Source organism: Tardiphaga sp. 285_C5_N1_2 (assembly GCF_052076065.1).
Taxonomy (GTDB): domain Bacteria; phylum Pseudomonadota; class Alphaproteobacteria; order Rhizobiales; family Xanthobacteraceae; genus Tardiphaga; species Tardiphaga robiniae.
Map to the genome: position 1 here is coordinate 4775454 of NZ_CP197241.1, position 19473 is coordinate 4794926.

Here is a 19473-nt window from a genome sequence, read left to right on the forward strand (position 1 = left end):
ATCCATTCTTGTCGGTCATTATTGCGGGCTTTGCTCGGTATTCGTGATCGTCACCAGGAGTGACGTGCTCATGACCGTCGTTCGGTGAAAACGGGTTCGAAAAACTTCCATTCGTCAAAAAACGCCGTAGGCAGTTTATACGGCGCACATTCGATAATCGCACGCAGTGCGCTCTCCTGATAGACGCGGAAATACGGCGTCGTTGGATTGCTGATGGCAACCGGCGTCGTTTCCAACGACCCGTCACGCTTCAGCTTGACGCTGAAAATCGACTCGGTCATCTGCGCTTCGATGCCGCCATAGGGCTTCTTCCAGCAGCGCTCGACCTGCGACTTGAACATTGCGCCCCAAGTGGCGACGTTGTTGCTCGCATTGCCTTTCGCCAAACCCAGAGCCTCGTTCGGATTGAGGTCGGACCCCGTCACCGAATTCCGGGTCGGATCGCGCTTGTCGATCAGTGCCGCGATCTTTGACTGATCGAACACGCGTTCGGCCTTCTTGGCCTCTGCTGCCTTGGCCTGTGCTTCGGCCTTGGCTTTCGCTTCGGCATCAGCCTTGGCTTTTGCCTCAGCCTTCGCTTTGGCTTCTGCTTTAGCCTTGGCTTGCGCTTCGGCCTTCGCCTTGGCTTCTGCCTGCGCCTTGGCGTCAGCCTCGGCCTTCGCTTCAGCCTCTGCCTTGGCGTCGGCCACCGCCGCCGCTTTGGCTTCTGCCTTTGCCTTGGCATCGGCCGCGGCTTTCGCTGCAGCCTCGGCTTTTGCCGCAGCCTCCGCCTTCGCTGCTTCGGCCGCCGCTTTCTCGTCAGTCTTCGGCTGTTCCTTCGGCGCCGTCTCGGTGATCACCGGCGGCTTCTTGTCGTCGATCTTGCCGACGGTATCCTCGACCGGCGGCTTGGCCTCGGCGACCTTCTCCACCTTCGGCTTCGGATTTTCCTTCTTGCCGGTCTTTTGACCGACCATGGACTGGCTTTCGACGCTGATGTCGACCCCGACGGAATCCTCCGGCATCACTTCCAATGCCTTGGAAGAGAACGTGAGAAGTCCCCACCCGATCACGATGACGTGCAGGGCTACCGATGCGATGAGTGTCTTGTCGACCTTCACGATCAGATTTCCAATCCTGCTCCTGCCCAGATCAACCGGCTGTTCCACGAGCTTACGTCCCCTGCTCCGGCAGGATCACGATATTGGCCTTGAATCCGGCAGAGCGAACGGTGCCGAGCAATTTCATCATGTCCGTGTAACAGACGTCCTTGTCACCACGGAGAAACACGGTGTTGTCTGTCTCCGAACGCGTCGCCCGGATCGCCTTGATCTTGGCGTCGAGCTCACTCACCGGCACCAGGGCGTCGCCGACATACATTTCGACTGCCGAATTACAGCCACCGCCGGTTCGCTTCACCGACACGGTGAGTGGCGGAGCATTCTGCGATATCGACTTGCCGCCGCTTGCGATCGGCAGGTCGATATCGATGGTCGAGGTCATCAGCGGCGCCGACACCATGAAGATGATCATCAACACGAGCATGACGTCGACCATCGGGGTGACGTTGATCTCGGCCATGACGGCAGCACGCCGGCGCCCGCGCCGACCTCCGCCACCACCGCCCGAGCCCATATTCATCCCCATGACAGGGTGCTCACTTCAAGGTTCAATTCGTCACCCATCAGACGCGCTCGTCGATCTGGCGCGACAGGATCGCTGAAAACTCGTCGGCAAACCCCTCCAGGCGCTGGGCCTGTTTGTTCACTTCTGACGTGAATTTGTTGTAGAAAATAGTCGCCGGGATGGCGGCGATAAGGCCGATGGCCGTGGCGAACAGCGCTTCGGCGATACCAGGCGCGACCACGGCGAGCGATGTGTTCTTGGACGCCGCAATCGCCTGGAAGCTCGACATGATGCCCCAGACGGTGCCGAACAGACCGACGAAGGGGCCGGCCGAACCGACCGTCGCCAGCACCAGAAGCCGGCGCTCAAGGCGCTCGACCTCGCGGGCGATGGAGACGTTCATCACCTTGTCGATGCGCATCTGCAGACCGGTGAAGGAGCGCGCCTGGCTTTCGAAAGACCGCTTCCACTCGCGCATCGCCGCGACGAAACACGCCGCCATCGACTGCGTCGGCTTGGCGGAGAGCGCGCGGTACAGATCCTCGATGGACTCGCCGGACCAGAAGGCCTGCTCGAACCGGTCCATGGCGCGGCGTGTGCGCGAATACAGGAACATCTTGTCGATCGCGATCGCCCAGACCCACACCGAACAGCCCAGCAGTCCCAGCATGACCGCTTTCACGATCCAGTGGGCCTGCAGGAACAGCGCGATCAGCGAAACGTCGGATGAAGCCAGCGGCAGGGCTGACTGCGCGACATCGGCCGGATTCATGAACGGTATCCTCTCAACGCAAAAATCCTTAATTTGCCAGCGACTTGCTCATCGCTGGTGTCGCTGCCACGCATCGCGCGCGGCGCGGAACGCCAATGCAATGTTCTTGTTGTGTCGCATGGAGGGCTTGTCCGAAGCCGGGCCCTAAATTCCCTGCCAACATGTCAAAACAAGGGCTTGCACGCGTTTCTGCGGCTTTTACCAGACGCCAGTCATGGTTAATGCGGAGTTACCAAAGCGTGTTTTGGCCGAGAAATGAAGCGGTATTCGCTTGTTCGTGAAGGGCCCGTGACAAAGCAAAACCGCCCGCCTGAATGATCAGACGGGCGGCGATGTCGGCATCGGGCGAAGGGGGCGCTACCGCCTGACGCCTATCAGTTCCGGGCTGTTAGCCCTGCGCCTGATTGTTATCCGATGGCGGGGTCGGCTTCGGGCGGTGCTGCGCCATGAACTGGTCGAACTCTTCCTTGTCCTTGGCGTGACGCAGACGATCGAGGAAGTTCTTGAATTCGTGCTGTTCTTCCTCGAGGCGGCGCAGGGTTTCGACGCGATATTCGTCGAAGGCGCGGTTGCCCGAGGTCGGCGGGCCGAAGCCGAAGCCCGACCCGAAGCCTGAGCGCTCCATGCGGTTGCGCATGCGCTCCATCTTGTACTGCATTCGCTCCATCTTGTTCTCGAAACGGCCGTTACGATCCCAGCAACCCATTTTTCTGCTCCCGAGTGTGAAGAAGAGAAGTGCGAGGCCAACCGGCCACCAGATGATAAAACCAAGCACGATCAATACGATGTGCCATGGTGAGCGCATCTGGTAGGACACCCGATCATCGGCGGGTGGACCCCATCGATTGTAATCTGCAGCGTTGGCCATTTTCCTCTCCATCAGCGGCACCATGCCGCTTGTGAATGTAAATAACATTTACATACCTAGCTCACGGCCGGATTTTGTCAAGACGACCGCAAGGGGAGCGCCGCGAATTATTTTGGGGCGGTTCCCCAAGGACCCGATTTGGGCGCTGTAGATGTGTCGGACTTGTGGACGTTTTGGTCGGTTGGAAAGCCCAGTCCGCGCAAATAAATCAGCGCGCCGGCTTCCAGCAGATCCTCCGGCGACATCGGCAGCTTGCGCCGCGCAGCATCGCCGCGGCCGAACAGCGAGGCCACGCCATGCGCCAGCGACCAGATATGCAGCGCCATCATCATCGCCGGTGGACGCGTCACACCGGGCGGCGTCAAGGCGGCCAAACGTTCTGCCGCCGCACGGATCACACCGAAGGCACGTTCTCCCGCCGCGGCCAGTTCAGGACTGGAATCTACGGGGATTCCGGATTCGAACATCGCCGAATAGAAGGCCGGTTCAGTGCGGGCGAAAGCGAGATACGCCTTGCCGATCCGCTCGAAGGCCGTGACCGTATTCGGACGGCCATCATCCCACGCCGCCGTCAGCACCTGCTCGAACTGCTCGAAGCCACGCTGCGCGATGCTGGCGAGGAGGTCGTCGCGATCGCGGAAATGGCGATAGGGCGCGGCCGCGCTGACACCGGCCGTGCGCGCGGCATCGGCGAAGGTGAAGCCCGCAGGCCCCTTCTCCGCAATCAGCCCCAGTGCCGCCTGCAGCAGGGCCTCTTTCAGATTTCCGTGGTGATAACCGCGCTCGCCGCGGCTGTCTTTGCGCCAGCTCATGTGAAGGGCTTTAACATGAGCCGGGCCAAAAGGTCACACCAAAACGGTGTGACCGGCGCAAATTCCCTCAACAAATCAACGCCCGCCGCATGCGGAAATCCTGCGGCGGGCATGCGGCCGTGTTGCGACACGACCGTTTCATGCCCGTCGCAATGATTTTGCCTCAGCCGAGCCGCTTTGCGGTGGTTTGCATCTCCTCGAATCCCGAGGCGACGGCCTGCACGTCCTCCGGATAATCGGCCATTTCCTGCACCTGGCGGATCTCGATCACCTCGTTGGGCGTCGCCGGGCAGCGGCTGGCCCAGGCGATGGCCTCATCGCGCGAGGCGACGTCGATCATCCAGTAGCCGCCGAGCACTTCTTTGGATTCCGCGAACGGCCCATCGGTCACCACCGGCTTGCCGGATGGAAAGGACACCCGCGCGCCCATCGATGGCGGGTGCAATCCGTCGCAGGTGATCAGCACACCGGCGTCCATCAGCGCCTTATTATAGGCCATCATCGCGGCGACGCGCTCGACGTCCTCCGGCACGGTGCCCGGCGCCGCAGTCTCATAGCCGCCGGGGATCATCAGCATCATGAATCGCATGGTCATTATCCTCGTTGATCTCGTCGCTTATTTCTTGGCGGCTTGCGCGCGCAGGCGCTCTTCCTTCTCGCGCAATTCGGGTGTGAGGGCGTCGCCGAAATCCTCGGCCGCAAACACCTGACGGATCTCAATCTCGTCGCCGGCCGCGAACGGCGCCCGCTTCATCCACGCGATCGCCCCGTCCTTCGAGGCGACGTCGATCAGCCAGAAGCCCGCTATCAGATCACGCGTCACATCGAACGGCCCTTGCTTCACCACTGGCTCACTGCCGGTAAAGGTGATCCGCGCGCCTTTCGATGTCGGGTGCAGCCCCTCGCCGGCCTGCATCACGCCGGCATTGCACATCTCTTCATTGAACTTGCCCATCGCGGTCAGCATTTCCGTCGTCGGCATCACGCCGGCTTCGGTGTCCTTGTTCGCATGCACAATCACCATGAAACGCATCGGTCTTTCTCCGTTGGAAGGTTCGACTGCAAGGATGACGAAGCAGCTTTTGCCAGTCCGACATGACCGGTGAAATTATTTCAGACGTCATGACCAATGGATTTTTTCCTTCAACCATGGTCAGCGGCAATCCCGCTGCGAAGTTGGGCTATGCCGCTGCGCAATCGGCCTGGCAGGCTTCTACAATTACCGGATCACAACTGGCCGCCCGTGTGGCTCTCCCGGACGCAATCATCGCTCAACAGCATTTCGAATGATCGACTAGCGCGACACCCGATCATCTTTCAGCGCATCTGCGAATTCGGTCACGATTGCCTTTATCAGGCGGCCGCTGAATCTATCCTTTTGCCAGAGCGCCGTCATCTCGACGGGAGATGGCTCCCAACCTGTCAGGACGCGAACAAGCGCACCGGATGTCAGCGCGGCTTCAACTAAAAAGAATGGCAGGTTGGCAATCCCGAGGCCCGCAATTGCTGCGTCCACCAATATCGTCTGCCGGTTGATCGCAAAGCCGATTTTGGGATGGACAGTTGCAGTCACGCCTTTGTCGTTTCGCAGGTCCCATTCGACCAGATCGCGACGGATCGCAAGCGCGGGAATTTCCCTGAGGTCCTGCGGCTCGTTCAAACTGGAGTGCGCCGATAAAAAGTCCGGGCTGGCGACCAGCACTCTCGGCAAGGTGGCAATTCTCCTGAAGACCAGTTCGGAGTCCGCGACCGGCCCCATCCGAACCACCAAGTCATATCCTTCCTCAATCAGCGACACTCTGCGATCGGCAAGCGTTATCTCAATCGTGACATCGGGATGTCTGACTCCGAACCGGATCAACGCAGGCGCAAGCACTGCAGTGGCGATATCGGGCGGCAAGGAAAGACGAATGTTGCCCGACAGGGCTGCGCGCTCGTCCTGAACCTCGGCTACGGCCTCTTCAGCGAGCGAGAAGGCCGCACGGCTTCGTTCGAAAAGTTGCTGCCCCTGCTCTGTGAGCACGACGCCCTTCTTCGTCCGCCGGACGAGTCGGACGTTCAAGGTATTTTCCAGCACCGACAGTCGCCGGGACAGCGTCGCTTTCGGAATGCCCGTCGCACGCTCGGCCGCCGCGAGCCCTCCCGCCTGGACGATGCGGGTGAATAGCGCAAGGCCGTCGAAATCTCCGAAGACTGTCATGTTCCATTTATGAAACATGACGAGGTCATTTTTCAAGTCTGCCGCGGGCTTTGTTTCATTTCTACACTTATGGGCGAGCAATGAGGCTCTTTCAGCCAAAACGAGGTCAGATCATGCCCAATTACTTCACCCCGGAAAATTCCGCGCTTCTGCTCATCGATCATCAGATCGGCACGATGCAGTTGATCAAGAACATCGACGTCGCCCGGGCCAAGCGCATGTCGCTGGCACTGGCGAAAACAGCGAGCATCCTGAACATTCCGACCGTCCTGACGTCGAGCCAGGAAGATCGCCTGCAGGGGCCGCTGTTGCCGGAGCTGCAGGAGATCCTGCCAGACGCCTTCAAAGCGCGCGTCAAGCGCGAAGGCATTGTCAATGCCTGGACCGACGTCAACTTCAAGGCAGCGGTGGAAGCGACGGGACGAAAGAACCTGATCATGGCCGGCGTCACGACCGACGTCTGCCTCGTCTTCCCGGCGATCGATGCGGTGGCGGAAGGCTACAGCGTCCAAGCGGTCATGGATGCTTCGGGGTCTCCATTCGAGCTCTCCGAGGATATGTCCCGCCGGCGCATGCAGGATGCTGGCGTTGTTTTAACAGCGACCAACACGATGATCGCCGAGCTCGCTCAGAACTGGGGAACGCCCAATGGGCAAAAACTCATCCAGTTGCTGTTCACCGAAGTGCTTCCGCCGATCAATCCGTAACGCCGTCGCGCCCGCCGAAGCTGGAGCCTCATTGGTTCTGATTGAAGCAGAACCGGGCTCCAGCTTTTTGTTTGACGCGTTTTCTTGACGCGAACCGGCATCCACTTCGCTCGAAAACGCGATAAGGAGAAAAAACATGACCTCAGTACCAACCATCGAAGGGATCGGCGTCGTCTCGCCCGAAAGCCATCAGGTGCGGTCGCAAGGGCCATTCCAGTTGCGTCGAATCCATCCCGGCATCTCTCTGGGACAGCCAAATGACGCAGGCTTCGGCGGGCTTGGCGTTATCGACCACGCCCGGCTGCAACCCGGCCTCGTCGTGAGGATGCACGAGCATCGCAATGACGAGATCATAAGCTACATGCGCGCAGGCCGCATGCAGCACACCGACTCCGCCGGAAAGAGCGAACTTATATCGCCCGACCGGTTGATGGTGATGAACGCAGGCCGCGGCTTTCATCACGAAGAGCGAGTTGTCGGAGACGACCAGATCGAAATGCTGCAGATTTTCGTTCGGCCTGAGGCCACAGACGAAGAGCCGATCGTTCAATTTGTTGAACTCGATAAAATCAAGCGCAACGATCAATGGCGGTTGCTGACCGGACCGAAAGGATCGGGCGCGCCGACCTTCGTACGTCAGGCCATCTATTTGTACGATACCCATCTATCGGCAGGTCGAAGTATCGACCTCCCGTCCAAACCCGGGTTTGATCGTTGGCTATATGTTTTTCAGGGCAGAATATCTGCGGGACAGCACGACGTCGGAACGCACACCGCGCTGATGCTTGCCGCGGATCAGGCCGAGATGAATGTTACCGCTGTCCAGGAAACAGATCTTGTTGTTTTCCTCGTTGATCGGAGCGCTAAGTTCTCGCGTGGAGGAACTATCAGTGGCTGATCCGAATGGATGGTTCGGATCTTGTCCGCACTCGTATGATTACGCCCTTACGACGCCTGCTTCTGAAACACCCCGTTCTTGTAACTCGCGCCGAAATACACATCGATCGACCGGATGAGATCGCCCTCGAAGCCGAAGACTTCGGTGTTGCGAAAACTCTTGCCGTCCTTCGCCACGCAACGATAGGTCACGAAAGCCGTATCGCCATCGACGGCGATACGCTCAAGATCATGCTGCGCGATCCAGTCGGCGACACGCCAGCAGCGGGCGAAATAGGTAGGCTTGTCGATCCCGTCATCGAACGGGCTCGTAAAGGTGAAGTCGTCCGTGAACGCATCTTCGACGGCCCCGCGGTCATTGCGCAGATAGGCTGCAAACAGGTCTCGAATGATCCCCGCCTTGTCGGCACTCATAATGCTCACTCCTCCGGAAACATGTGCGCGTACGGCTCCGCCTCCTTCACCACCCGCGCGAATGATGGACGCGCCAGCAACCGGCCAAGATAGGCCGAGACGTTGCGATGTGCGTCTCCGAACGGATGCACCTTGTTCGCGTAGTACAACGCCGGAGCCGCGGCGCAGTCGGCGAGCGTGAACGCTGCGCCCATCGCCCACGCGTTCGTCGCCATCTGCTTGTCGATCATGCCGTAGGATGTGGTGAGCAACGCACGCGCCATGGCCACACCATGCGGATCCTTCTTGTCGGCCGGCACCAGACGGTCGCCGACGATCTTCTGCGTCGGCGTGTGCACATAGAGATCATAGAAGCGGTCGCGTAACCGCATCTGCAGGCCGGCGTCGCCATCGGGGATGAAACGCGTGCGGCCGGGAAAATGCCGGTCGAGAAACTCGATGACAATGGAGGACTCCGGCACGATCGCGCCGCGCTCATCATCTTCCAGCACGGGGAATTTGCCGATCGGCCACAGTTTCAACAGCGCCGCGCGCTCAGCTTCGTCGCCGAGATTGACCATATGCGGCGTAAACGGCGTGTCGTTCTCGTACAGCGCGACCAGCGTCTTCCAGCAATAAGACGACAGCGGATGGAAATGCAGTGTGAGGGACAAGGGAACCTCCTGTCGGGATGGATGAAATACATCGCCGCTGCATGAGCCTGGCGAATGACGTCGACCAAGGACGAATGAGCTCTACGCGTTCCGACAAGTATCGGCCCATTTTCGCGACAGGGGAGCCAAAATCCTTCCATGCGGGCCTTGGACATATTCAGAGCTCGAAAAGTAGAACGATACTAAGCTGGCAACCTGTGGAAATGGCCATTTGCCGTTCACACCGCTTCACGCGCGCGTTACCGACTTAGCTGAAAATTAGCTAAGGAGCGTAAGCGTGGCCATTTCCCAAACCTCACAGCGACTCTTCGGAGCGTCTATCGCAGTTCTTATGACCTTCGCGATCGAAGCTCCGGCGCAGGCGCAGAGCCAGCTTCCGCCCGTCGTTGTAGAGCAGGCCAAACCGCGTGCCACGCCGGCACGTCCGCAGCGGTCGCAGGCGGCGCGCTCCGCCGCCAGCCGTCGGACTGCCGCCCGGGGACCGGCAGCGCCGGCCGCGACCGCCGCTCCGGCTGCTGCAGCTTTCGAATCCGGCACGGGTCCGGTCCAGGGCTACCTCGCCGGGCAGAGCACCACCGGCATGAAGACCGACACGCCGCTGCGCGAGACGCCGCAGTCGATCACGGTGGTCACGACCGATCGCATGGCCGATCAGGGCGCGACGAGTGTTCAGGATGCCCTGCGTTATATCCCGGGCGTCTTCGCCGACGCCTACGGTGTGGACTCACGCGGCGACTACCCGCGCATCCGTGGTCAGGACCCCAATATCTATCTCGACGGTACGCGCGCGGCGGACGCCTATCGGTTCAACGAATGGCGGCCCGATCCCTATACGGCCGAGCGCATCGAGGTGATGCGCGGACCGGCGTCCGTACTGTACGGCGACACGTCCACGGCGGGCCTGATCAACCTGATCTCGAAGCGCCCCCAGGCGGAAGCGGCGAGCGAGATCGGCGTTCAATTTGGCAGCTTCAACCGCAAGCAGGTGCAGATCGATACGACCGGCAAGCTGACCAAGGATGGCGAGTGGTTGTATCGCTTCGTCGGCGTCTTCCGCGACAGCAACATGCAGACCGACTTCACCAAGGACGACCGCATCGTGCTGGCACCGTCGCTGACCTGGCGGCCGACCAACAACACCAGCTGGACTGTGCTCGGCACCTATCAGAAGGACACGAGCGGCAGCTCTACGGCGTTCCTGCCGCATGAAGGCACGCTGTTCGCGGGGCCGAACGGCTTCATTCCGGTGAATCGCTTCGCGAGCTATCCCGGCTACGACAAATACCAGACCGAGACCGGTGCTTTCAGCAGCCTGTTCGAACACAGCTTCAACGATGCCGTGAAAATCACCCAGAACCTGCGCTTCACGCATGTCGAAGGCATCTATCGGACGGCCTACCCGGATTCCTACTCAAATCCCTCGAATCCGTTTCTGGATCCCGAACACCGAACGGTGGCGCGCTACATCTCCAGCCAGGAAGTGGCCAAGGACAGCCTGACCATGGACAACAATGTCCAGCTCAAGCTGCTGACCGGACCTGTTTCGCACAAGATGCTGTTCGGCCTCGACTATCGCGACCTGAACCAGCGCACACGTTCAGGCGGTGGCTTTGATCCAACACCGTTCGATCTCTATGCTCCGGTCTACACCAGTCTTACGGCGCCTGTGTTGTCCGATACCCCCGCGGTGCGGCAAAGCCAGCTCGGCCTGTACGCGCAGGACCAGATGCGGCTCGGCCCCTGGCTCGCCACGGTCGGCGTTCGACAGGACTATGTCAGCAACCGCGTCGCAGGCAGCCCCGACGAAGACACCAAGGCCACAACGGGCCGCGTGGGCCTGATGTATGAAACGCCTGTTGGCTTCAACCCCTACGTCACCTACGCGCAGTCGTTCAATCCGATCTTCGGCGCCAATGTCTGCGCCGAGATCTGCAAGGCGCAGCGCGGCGAGATCTACGAGGTCGGTTTCAAGTACAATCCATTCCCGGGCACCGCGATCAATGGCGCTATTTTCGACACAGTCGAGAAGAACCGGCTGGCCTCAGGATCCGTGCCCGATGCAAATGGTTTCATCGCTTCGATCCAGACTGGACAGGTGCGTATCCGTGGCGTGGAGCTCGAGGTCATCACCCAGGTGACGCCCGACCTCAGACTGATTGGCAGCTACTCCTATCTCGATGCCAAGGTTGAAAGCGGCGACAATGTCGGCAAGCATGTGGAAACCGTGCCGGATCACCAGGCATCGCTGTGGGGCACCTATCGCTTGACGTCGCTGGGTCTGCGCGACGTCACCCTCGGCGGCGGCGTGCGTTATATCGGCGAGTCCTGGGACGGCACGGATACGCTCCGCACGCCGGACTACACGCTGTTCGACGCCATGATCAAATACGAGACAGGCCCTTGGCGTTTCCAGGTCAACGCCAGCAACATCACCGACAAACGGCACCTCGCCACCTGCCTCGCGCGTGGCGACTGCTTCTACGGCATCGGGCGCACAGTGCTGGGGTCAGCGACCTACCGGTTCTGAGTGGTCAGACCTGCCACAAGTTCGCGGCCGGGCTTGTCCCGGCCGTTGTCGTTCTCTAAACAGCCCTGAAGTGATCAAGACACAGGGCAGGACATGACTAAGGCTGACGGCAAGGAACAGATTCGCAAGGTTGCACTCGTCACCGGCGCCGCGCGCGGCATCGGCCTTGCCGTGGCCAAGCGCTTTCTTGGCGAAGGCTATCGTGTCGCGCTGCTGGATATCGAACGCGAGCTGCTCGACGCCAGCGTCAAGGCGCTGAACGATCCCGACAACACGCTGGCGCTGCATACGGATGTCTCCGACGCTGCTGCTGTCGACAAGGCCTTTGCCGCCACGCAGGCCCGCTTCGGCCGGCTCGATGCGCTGGTCAACAATGCCGGCATTGCGAATTTCAAGCCTCTGCTCGAGACGACGCTGGAGGAATGGGAACGCATCATGGCCGTGAACCTCACCGGCCCGTTCCTGTGCACCAAGGCGGCCGCTCCGCTGATGCGCGAGCATGGCGGCGGCGCCATCGTCAACATCGCCTCGATCTCGGCGCTACGCGCGTCCACCCTGCGCGTCGCCTACGGCACCAGCAAGGCCGGCATCATTCACTTCACCAAGCAGTCCGCTGTCGAGCTCGCGCTGCTCGGCATCCGCGTCAATGCGGTGGCGCCGGGCCCGGTGGAAACCGCGATGGCCAAGGCCGTGCATACGCCGGCGATCCGCGCCGATTATCACGATGCGATTCCGCTGAATCGCTATGGCGGCGAGGACGAGCTCGCCGACGCGATCTTCTTCCTGTGCAGCGACCGGTCGAGCTATATCACTGGCCAGATGCTGGCGGTCGATGGCGGTTTCGACGCCACGGGCATCGGCCTGCCGACGCTGCGGCGCGAGGGCATCAACGGCTAGCGAAGGTCGGGCCCAGATGACGTGCAGCATCATCCGGATTGCACGGCTGCCGATTCCAGCGCACACCTCCGCCACCTTAGAGAGATACTAATTCCAGACTAATTGTATGACGCCCCGGACGTCTTACGGCTGCGTCGCTGCGTGATAAGTCGCCTGCATCACTTGGTATGGGGTGCGGGCAAATGACATTCAAATCTTCCACACATCTGGGATGGCTGGTCGGGACGGCACTGCCGATGCTGGCGTTGATCACGACGCCATCGCAGGCGCAATCGCCGCAAGGCAGCACCGCATTGCCCGCCGTGGTGGTGGATCAACCCGTTCGACCGGCCGCGCGTGCGCGCGCGACCCGCCCATCGACCGCACGCGCGCGTGCAACACGCCAGGCCGCGGCCCGCAACAATGCGCCGGTTGCGGCTGCCACCGCGGCTCCCGGCGTCCGTGCCGAGACCGCCACCGGCCCGGTGCAGGGCTATCTCGCCAATCGCGGCATGGGCGGCACCAAGACCGACACGCCACTCCGCGAGACTCCGCAGTCGATCTCGGTCGTGACCGCCGATCGCATTACCGACCAGGGCGGCCTGTCTGTGCAGGAAACCCTGCGCTATGTGCCAGGCGTGACCGCCGATCCGTTCGGCGGCGATGCGCGCGGCGACTACACGTTGATCCGCGGCCAGGAGCCGAGCCGCTATCTCGACGGCATGCAGGGCTCGCGGCTCAGCCAGGTGCTGGAATGGCGCCGCGATCCCTATGCGCTGGAGCGCATCGAAGTGCTGCGCGGACCGTCCGTGTTGTATGGCGGCTCGTCCACCGGCGGCGTACTCAACGAAGTGTCGAAACGCCCGCAGGCCGAATCCCGTAACGAGATCGGCGTGCAGTATGGTTCCTTCGACCGCAAGCAATTGCAGATGGACTCCACCGGCAAGCTGACCAAGGATGGCGAGTGGCTGTATCGCTTCGTCGGCGTGTTGCGCGACTCCAACTCGCAGGTCGACTACGTGCCGAACGACCGCATCCTGCTGGCGCCGTCGCTGACCTGGCGCCCGACCAATGACATCTCCTGGACCGTGCTCGGCAACTACCAGAAGGACAGTTCCAGCTCGTTCAGCGCCTTCCTGCCCATCGAGGGCGTGCTGAAGCCCGGCCCCAACGGCTATATTCCGGTCAACCGTTTTGCTGGCGAGCCCAATTACGATCGCTACAACATCACTACCGGCGGCATCACCAGCCTCTACGAGCAGAGCTTTGGCGATGCGCTGAAGATCAAGCAGAGCTTCCGCTACAGCCATACCGACGGCGATTACGCCATCATGTATCCGGACCTGTATTCCAACCCCACCAATCCATTCCTGGACGCCGGCCGGCGTACCGTACAGCGGATCTATTACGCCCGTCAGGCGGCGAAGGACGCCTTCACCTCCGACAGCAATGCCGAAATCAAGCTGCAGACTGGCGCGGTGTCGCACAAGGTGCTGGTGGGCATCGACTATCTCGGCCTGCACGAGAAAACTCGCAGCGGCACCGGCCTCGATCCGCGGCCGTTCGACCTGTATGCGCCGGTCTATAGCAGTTTCTCGGCCTCGCTGACCGACGATCGGCAGGCACAGCAGGGCCAGACCGGCTTCTATGCGCAGGACCAGATGCGGCTGGGACCATGGCTCGCACTGCTCGGCGTGCGGCAGGACTATGTCAGCTATAGTATCGAGGGACTGCCCACCCAGAACGACAGGGCCACCACCGGCCGCGCCGCGCTGATGTACGAATTGCCGTTCGGCGTGACGCCCTATGTGTCCTGGGCGCAATCGTTCAATCCGATCTTCGGCGCCGGCACCTGCGCCACGTTCTGCAAGCCGGTGCGCGGCGAGCAGTATGAGGTCGGCGTTAAGTACAATCCGTTCGCCGGCACAGCGATCAATGTCGGGTTTTACGACACCACCGAGAAGAACCGGCTGTCGGGCGACCCGTCCAATCCGATCTTCTCGATCCAGACCGGCCAGGTGCGGATCAAGGGCGCCGAACTGGAAGTGCTGACCAGCGTCACACCCAATCTCGACCTGATCGGCGCCTATGCCTATACCGACGCGCGGATCGAGTCCGGCGACAATGCCGGCAAGCGCGTGGCCAGCGTGCCGCAGCAGCAGGCCTCATTGTGGGGCAAATATCGCCTGGCCTCGCTCGGCCTGCCTGAGGTCACCGTCGGCGCCGGCGTGCGCTATATCGGCGAATCCTGGGACGGCATCGACGTGCTGCGCACGCCGGACTACACGCTGTTCGATGCCATGGTGCGCTGGGACAATGGCCCGTGGCGGCTGCAGTTCAATGCGACCAATATTGCCGATACCCGCAACATCGCCACCTGTCTGTCGTTCGGCGACTGCTTCTACGGCATGGGCCGCACGCTGCTGAGCACCGCGACGTATCGATTCTGAGGCGACGAGGCAGCAGGTCTGCACTAGAGAACGCGGAGCCCCAGCATAAAAAAGGCCAGCGCGCCGGTGGATGCCGCCGTGCGCACGTGGTTCCAGCCGGTCCAGACCGACAGATAGCGCGTCCACAGACTTGCAGTCTCGGCGCTGTCGGCTGGCGCGGCAGCGAGCGCGTCGTTCAGCGGCACGTTGAAGACAACGGTGACGAGGAAGGTACCGACGGTATAGAGCAGCGCACCCGTGACGAGATAGGGTGACGCCGGATGCGACCAGTTCAGTACCGCGATCACAGCGATGATGACGCAGAGCAGAACCGTGCCCATAAAAGCGGTGAGGAACAGCGGGCTGAGAATCGTGCTGTTGATCGACTGCATCGCGGCAATACCGGCCGGCGCTGGCAGCTTGCCGAGCGCGGTCATCACCGTGACCGAGAATACGAAGAACAGCCCGGCCATCAGGCCGGCGCCTATCGCTGCCGCAAATGTCAGGCCGAACGACATTCGTCCCATCCTCACCTCGACCCCGTCGGCGCGCAGCCTAGCAGTTTTACTACTCCGCGAGCTGCGGCGAAAGTTCGCGCGGGCGTAGCGTGGCGATACTGACGGCAAGCGCACCAACCGCCGTGCAGGCGATGGTCGCGACCATCGGCAGCGAGGTGCCGTCGAAGAACAGCCCGGACACGCCGATCATCACACCGCCACTGACCATCTGCAGCGTACCGCCCAGGGCGGAGGCGATGCCGGCGATGGGGCCGTGGTTCTCCAGCGACAGCACCATGGTGGATGGGATCACCAGACCGAGGAAGGCGAAGGAGACGAACAGCAGCGGAATCAGCACGGCAAGGCTGGTGAAGCCGGCCAGTGTCAGCGCCAGCAGCACGACTGCGAAAAACGCATAGGCCGACACCGCCGCCATCACCACGCGGCCCATGCCGAAGCGGCCACCGAGATAGCCAGCGAATTGAGAGGCGCCGATGAAGCCGATGGCATTGACCGAGAAGGCCAGGCTGTACTGCGTCGGCGTCAGGCCATAGTGGCCGATATAGACAAAGGATGATGTCGCAAGAAACGCGAAGAAGCTCGCCATGCCGAGACCACCGATGAAGGTGAGCCCGAGGAAGTGCCAGTCGCGCAAAAGCTCGCCGAAGCTGCCGAGCACATTGCGCACACTGCCCGAGATGCGCTCATGTGCGGGGCGCGTTTCCGGCAGCAGCGAGGCCACCAGCACAAGAGCAATGACGGCTGCGATGGTCGTTGCAACGAACACGGCGCGCCAGCCGAATGGCACGATCAGCGCACTTCCGCCGAGCGGCGCGAGGATCGGTGATACCGAGAATACCAGCATGACCAACGCCATCAGCCTGGTCGCCTCAGGGCCGGTGTGCAGATCCCTGATGATGGCACGCGGGATCACGCCCATGGCGGCGGCGCCGAGACCCTGGACAAAGCGGAACGCAATCAGCCAGGCCACACCCGGTGCCAGCGCGCAACCGATCGAGCCGGCGATGAACAGCGTCAGACCTGCATAAAGCGGCGCCTTGCGGCCATAGACGTCGGACAGCGGTCCATAAGCGATCTGGCACAGGCCGAAGGCGATGAAGAACGCAATCAGCGTCATCTGCGTCGCCGAGGTCGTGGTGCGCAAATCGGCGGTGATCGCCGGCAGCGCCGGCAGATACATGTCGATGGCGAAGGGACCGACGGCGGAGAGCAGGCCGAGCACGACGGCGTTGCGGGTAAAGGCGGACATGGGATTTTCTTTTCTTGTTCAACGTGGCCGCGACGCATCTTCGATCGCTGATCGTGACACGCCGGCTGGGATGAGGAGCAAGGCACAGCCTCTCACAACACCAATGATCTGACGGGGCGCCTTGTAGCGGAAGCGAGCCCTACACGCCAATCAAGCGGTTGGCATCGTGCCCCCCTCACCCGCCGCGAAGACGCGGCGACCTCTCCCCACGCAGGCGCGGGGAGAGGTAAGAAAGCGGCGTACGCCTCACATCACTCCATCGCGCAGTTGATCATCCAGGGCGCACCGAATTTGTCGACACACATACCAAATCCCTTTGACCAGAACGTGGCGCCGAACGGCATCTTGATGGTGCCGCCCTCGGACAATGCCGCGAAGACCTTGGCGCCATCTGCAGGATCCTGGATCTGCAGACAGACCGACATGCCCTGCATCTTCTCGAAATAATCCGGCGGCGCGTCCGAGGCCATGATGACCTCGCCATCGACCGAGATCTGGCCATGCAGCACCTTCTTGGCCATCGACGGCGGCATCTGTTCCGCCGCGGGCGAGCCTTCCACATGCATGATGACGTCGATCTTGGCCCCGATTGCCTTCACATAGAAATTGAGGGCCTCTTCGCAATTGCCGTTGTAGTGAAGATAGGGATTGACCTGCATCGCTCTTTCCTCCGGTTAAAGACTTTGGGGTCGGATCGGGATCATCGCGCGCATAGCGGGATCGCGCAGGTACAGCCCACCCCATGCCATCACGCCGATGTAAAAGCCAAACAACAGATGCGTGAACAGCGGGCTGTCGACGCGCAGATGTGTCGCCATCGCGCCACCGAGCAGCCCGGTGAGCAGAATGGCGCCGAAAACGGACGTGCGCGGGATCGCGTAAAACAATGCGCAGAGCAGCGTGAGAACGCCAAGGCCGCGCGCCTGCGCCATACTGCCGCTATAGCCGAGCTGCTGCATGGTCTCGGTAACCTCCTTGATCGGCACCAGCTTGATCCCGCCATCCATCACAAGAAAGAGAATGACGAGGCCGCTGAGAATGCGGCCGATCCAGAGCGCGGTACGGGAGACGGGCATGAAATGGGTCCTGTGGTTCGAATAGCTGCCGATGTCTCAAAGACGAGCGGCATCGACGTAATCCGACACCGCCATAGAAATTATTCGCGGTGTGTTTTCTTCCCTCCCCCCTTGCGGGGGAGGGTGGCGCGCAGCGCCGGGAGGGGGGTGCCACACACGCCATCGCTTGTGGTTACCCCCCTCCCCGGCCCTCCCCCGCAAGGGGGGAGGGAGCAGAAAGCGTCTCGCCCGTCTTTCGTTTGCGGCTACTGTTCGGCGGCTTGCTCTCCAGCATCAGCCGATCGAGATGCATCCGGATGTGATCCGCCTCCGTCGAGGTATTAGCCAAAGCGATGGCGCGGTTGAAGCTTTCTCGCGCTTCGTCGTTGCGGCCGAGCTGCATCAGATAGGCGCCCTGCACGCCGAAGAAGTGGAAATAGTTCGAGAGCTTTGCAGCCAATGGCGCGATCATCTCCAGCGCGGCTTCGGGACCGCGCACTTTCGAAACCGCCACCGAGCGATTGAGCGTGATCACCGGCGACGGTTGCAGGATTTCCAGCGAGCCATAAAGCAGGTCGATCTGTGCCCAGTCGGTGTCTTCCGGTTTCGCCGCGCGGGCATGAAGTGCGGCAATGGCAGCCTGGATCTGGTAGGCGCCGGTGCGGCGATGGCGCATCGCCTTGTCGATCAACGCCAGGCCTTCGGCGATCATCTTGCCGTTCCACAGCGTGCGGTCCTGATCGTCGAGCAACACCAGCGCGCCATTGGCATCGAAGCGCGCCGCCGAACGGGCATATTGCAGCAGCATCAACGCTGCGAGGCCCATGATCTCCGGTTCGGCCGGAAATAGCTTGAGCAGCAGCCGTCCCAGGCGGATCGCCTCCTCGCATAATGGCGCGCGCAGATCGATGCTCTCGCCTGACGCCGAATAACCCTCGTTGAAGATCAGATAGAGCATGGCGGCCACAGCAGCGAGACGCTCGCTGCGCTCCGGCGCGCCGGGCGTCTCGAACGGCACATTGGCCTTGGCGACGGCAGATTTGGCACGGGTGATGCGCTGTTCCATCGCAGCGTCCGAGACAAGAAAGGCGCGGGCGATCTGCTTCACCGTCAGGCCCGAGACGATCCGCAGTGCCAGCGCAATCTGCTGTGTCGCCGGGAGCTGCGGGTGGCAGCAGATGAACAGCAACCGCAGGATATCGTCACGATAATGCGAGCCGTCGAGACGCTCGGCCAGTTCGCTCTCGGCATCATCCAGATCGGATATCGCATGGTCATCGTCCGGCAGCGGCTGCTGTTTTGCACCGCGGCGGATATCGTCGATGGCCACGTTGCGGCCGACCATGATCAGCCAGGCCGCGGCATCGCGCGGCGGGCCATTTTGGGGCCAGGTCTTCAGCGCGCGCAGGCAGGCGTTCTGGAACGCCTCCTCCGCGGTGTCGAGGTTACGGAAATAGCGCAGCAACGCACCGAGCGCCTGGGGACGCGCCGAGGTCAGCGCCGCATCGATCCAGGCGACATCGGTCATGGCTGGAACGCTCCGTGGAAGACGCCGATCGGGCGAATTTCATAGGCGCCGCCGGGATTGGCGCGGCCGAGGTCCTGCGCAATCTCCAGCGCGCCGTCGAGGTTTTCGGCCTCGACGACATAGAAGCCGAGCAACTGTTCCTTGGTTTCAGCGAAGGGGCCGTCCAGCACCACCGGCGGCTCGTCCTTGCGCAACGTTGTCGCCGCGGTGGTCGGCAGCAGTCGCGCAACGGGACCGAGCCGGCCCTGTTGCGCGAGCTTGCCGTGCACAACGGCAAGCCTCGCCATCACGGCGTCGTCTTCGTCCTTCGACCAGCCGCCGACAACGGCTTCATCATGGTAGCAGAGGATGGCGTAAAGCATG

The 19473-nt window shown here is 61.6% G+C and carries 22 protein-coding genes; 6 read left to right on the forward strand and 16 right to left on the reverse strand.

Features of this window, described 5'->3' with window-relative positions; genetic code table 11:
* Positions 1-68: 68 nt before the first annotated feature.
* From tolA to AB7951_RS22615, 7 genes are all read right to left on the reverse strand, one after another.
* Entirely contained in the window at positions 69-1100 is a 1032-nt protein-coding gene (gene tolA, locus AB7951_RS22585) for a cell envelope integrity protein TolA (protein ID WP_439062280.1), read from the reverse strand.
* Positions 1101-1152: 52 nt separating this feature from the next.
* Positions 1153-1626, reverse strand: coding sequence for a biopolymer transporter ExbD (locus AB7951_RS22590; protein ID WP_093759405.1), 474 nt, complete (start codon positions 1624-1626; stop codon positions 1153-1155).
* A 37-nt stretch (positions 1627-1663) separates the two neighbouring features.
* A complete protein-coding gene (tolQ, locus tag AB7951_RS22595) occupies positions 1664-2377 on the reverse strand; it encodes a protein TolQ (protein WP_068733549.1) in 714 nt (237 codons plus the stop codon).
* Between the two features lie 388 nt (positions 2378-2765).
* The gene (locus AB7951_RS22600) at positions 2766-3245 is read right to left on the reverse strand and encodes a DUF2852 domain-containing protein (RefSeq protein WP_439062279.1); all 480 of its coding nucleotides are present in this window, start codon (positions 3243-3245) and stop codon (positions 2766-2768) included.
* Between the two features lie 107 nt (positions 3246-3352).
* Positions 3353-4057, reverse strand: coding sequence for a TetR/AcrR family transcriptional regulator (locus tag AB7951_RS22605; RefSeq protein ID WP_439057252.1), 705 nt, complete (start codon positions 4055-4057; stop codon positions 3353-3355).
* A 163-nt stretch (positions 4058-4220) separates the two neighbouring features.
* The gene (locus tag AB7951_RS22610; RefSeq protein WP_089261981.1) at positions 4221-4646 is read right to left on the reverse strand and encodes a YciI family protein; all 426 of its coding nucleotides are present in this window, start codon (positions 4644-4646) and stop codon (positions 4221-4223) included.
* A 27-nt stretch (positions 4647-4673) separates the two neighbouring features.
* Positions 4674-5090, reverse strand: a complete 417-nt coding sequence (locus AB7951_RS22615) for a YciI family protein (protein ID WP_439062278.1) — start codon at positions 5088-5090, stop codon at positions 4674-4676.
* A gap of 62 nt (positions 5091-5152) precedes the next feature.
* Between AB7951_RS22615 and AB7951_RS22620 the strand changes: the two genes are divergently transcribed.
* Positions 5153-5347, forward strand: a complete 195-nt coding sequence (locus AB7951_RS22620; protein WP_439062277.1) for a hypothetical protein — start codon at positions 5153-5155, stop codon at positions 5345-5347.
* Between the two features lie 4 nt (positions 5348-5351).
* On the opposite strand, the gene AB7951_RS22625 is transcribed toward AB7951_RS22620, so the two are convergent.
* Positions 5352-6293: a LysR substrate-binding domain-containing protein gene (locus tag AB7951_RS22625; protein ID WP_439068743.1), complete on the reverse strand. Its 942-nt coding sequence runs from the start codon at positions 6291-6293 to the stop codon at positions 5352-5354.
* Positions 6294-6370: 77 nt separating this feature from the next.
* Here AB7951_RS22625 and AB7951_RS22630 point away from each other — a divergent pair, with 77 nt between their 5' ends.
* Together AB7951_RS22630 and AB7951_RS22635 are read left to right on the forward strand one after the other, a co-directional pair.
* Positions 6371-6964: an isochorismatase family protein gene (locus AB7951_RS22630; RefSeq protein ID WP_439062275.1), complete on the forward strand. Its 594-nt coding sequence runs from the start codon at positions 6371-6373 to the stop codon at positions 6962-6964.
* 136 nt (positions 6965-7100) lie between these two features.
* Entirely contained in the window at positions 7101-7862 is a 762-nt protein-coding gene (locus AB7951_RS22635) for a pirin family protein (RefSeq protein WP_439062274.1), read from the forward strand.
* 47 nt (positions 7863-7909) lie between these two features.
* On the opposite strand, the gene AB7951_RS22640 is transcribed toward AB7951_RS22635, so the two are convergent.
* Together AB7951_RS22640 and AB7951_RS22645 are read right to left on the reverse strand one after the other, a co-directional pair.
* Entirely contained in the window at positions 7910-8275 is a 366-nt protein-coding gene (locus AB7951_RS22640) for a nuclear transport factor 2 family protein (protein WP_120288531.1), read from the reverse strand.
* A gap of 5 nt (positions 8276-8280) precedes the next feature.
* Positions 8281-8928, reverse strand: coding sequence for a glutathione S-transferase family protein (locus AB7951_RS22645; protein ID WP_120288530.1), 648 nt, complete (start codon positions 8926-8928; stop codon positions 8281-8283).
* A 331-nt stretch (positions 8929-9259) separates the two neighbouring features.
* Here AB7951_RS22645 and AB7951_RS22650 point away from each other — a divergent pair, with 331 nt between their 5' ends.
* The 3 genes from AB7951_RS22650 (at position 9260) to AB7951_RS22660 (ending at position 14781) form a co-directional block, all read left to right on the forward strand.
* Positions 9260-11455 (forward strand): TonB-dependent siderophore receptor, encoded by a 2196-nt coding sequence (locus AB7951_RS22650; RefSeq protein ID WP_439062273.1) that lies wholly within the window; start codon positions 9260-9262, stop codon positions 11453-11455.
* 93 nt (positions 11456-11548) lie between these two features.
* Complete coding sequence (locus AB7951_RS22655; protein WP_092139189.1) at positions 11549-12352, forward strand: SDR family NAD(P)-dependent oxidoreductase; 804 nt, start codon at positions 11549-11551, stop codon at positions 12350-12352.
* 182 nt (positions 12353-12534) lie between these two features.
* The gene (locus AB7951_RS22660; RefSeq protein ID WP_441256045.1) at positions 12535-14781 is read left to right on the forward strand and encodes a TonB-dependent siderophore receptor; all 2247 of its coding nucleotides are present in this window, start codon (positions 12535-12537) and stop codon (positions 14779-14781) included.
* A gap of 23 nt (positions 14782-14804) precedes the next feature.
* On the opposite strand, the gene AB7951_RS22665 is transcribed toward AB7951_RS22660, so the two are convergent.
* The 6 genes from AB7951_RS22665 to AB7951_RS22690 form a co-directional block, all read right to left on the reverse strand.
* Positions 14805-15287 carry an anthrone oxygenase family protein gene (locus AB7951_RS22665; protein WP_439062271.1) on the reverse strand — a complete coding sequence of 161 codons (483 nt, stop codon included), beginning with the start codon at positions 15285-15287 and terminating at the stop codon, positions 14805-14807.
* Positions 15288-15327: 40 nt separating this feature from the next.
* Complete coding sequence (locus AB7951_RS22670) at positions 15328-16527, reverse strand: multidrug effflux MFS transporter (RefSeq protein ID WP_439062270.1); 1200 nt, start codon at positions 16525-16527, stop codon at positions 15328-15330.
* A 251-nt stretch (positions 16528-16778) separates the two neighbouring features.
* Positions 16779-17186, reverse strand: coding sequence for a VOC family protein (locus tag AB7951_RS22675; protein ID WP_068733526.1), 408 nt, complete (start codon positions 17184-17186; stop codon positions 16779-16781).
* 15 nt (positions 17187-17201) lie between these two features.
* Positions 17202-17603: a DoxX family protein gene (locus tag AB7951_RS22680; RefSeq protein ID WP_439062269.1), complete on the reverse strand. Its 402-nt coding sequence runs from the start codon at positions 17601-17603 to the stop codon at positions 17202-17204.
* 172 nt (positions 17604-17775) lie between these two features.
* A complete protein-coding gene (locus AB7951_RS22685; RefSeq protein WP_439062268.1) occupies positions 17776-19110 on the reverse strand; it encodes an RNA polymerase sigma factor in 1335 nt (444 codons plus the stop codon).
* The gene (locus AB7951_RS22690) at positions 19107-19472 is read right to left on the reverse strand and encodes a YciI family protein (protein ID WP_089262007.1); all 366 of its coding nucleotides are present in this window, start codon (positions 19470-19472) and stop codon (positions 19107-19109) included. Before AB7951_RS22690 ends, AB7951_RS22685 begins: the two co-directional genes overlap by 4 nt.
* Between the last annotated feature and the right edge of the window lies 1 nt (position 19473).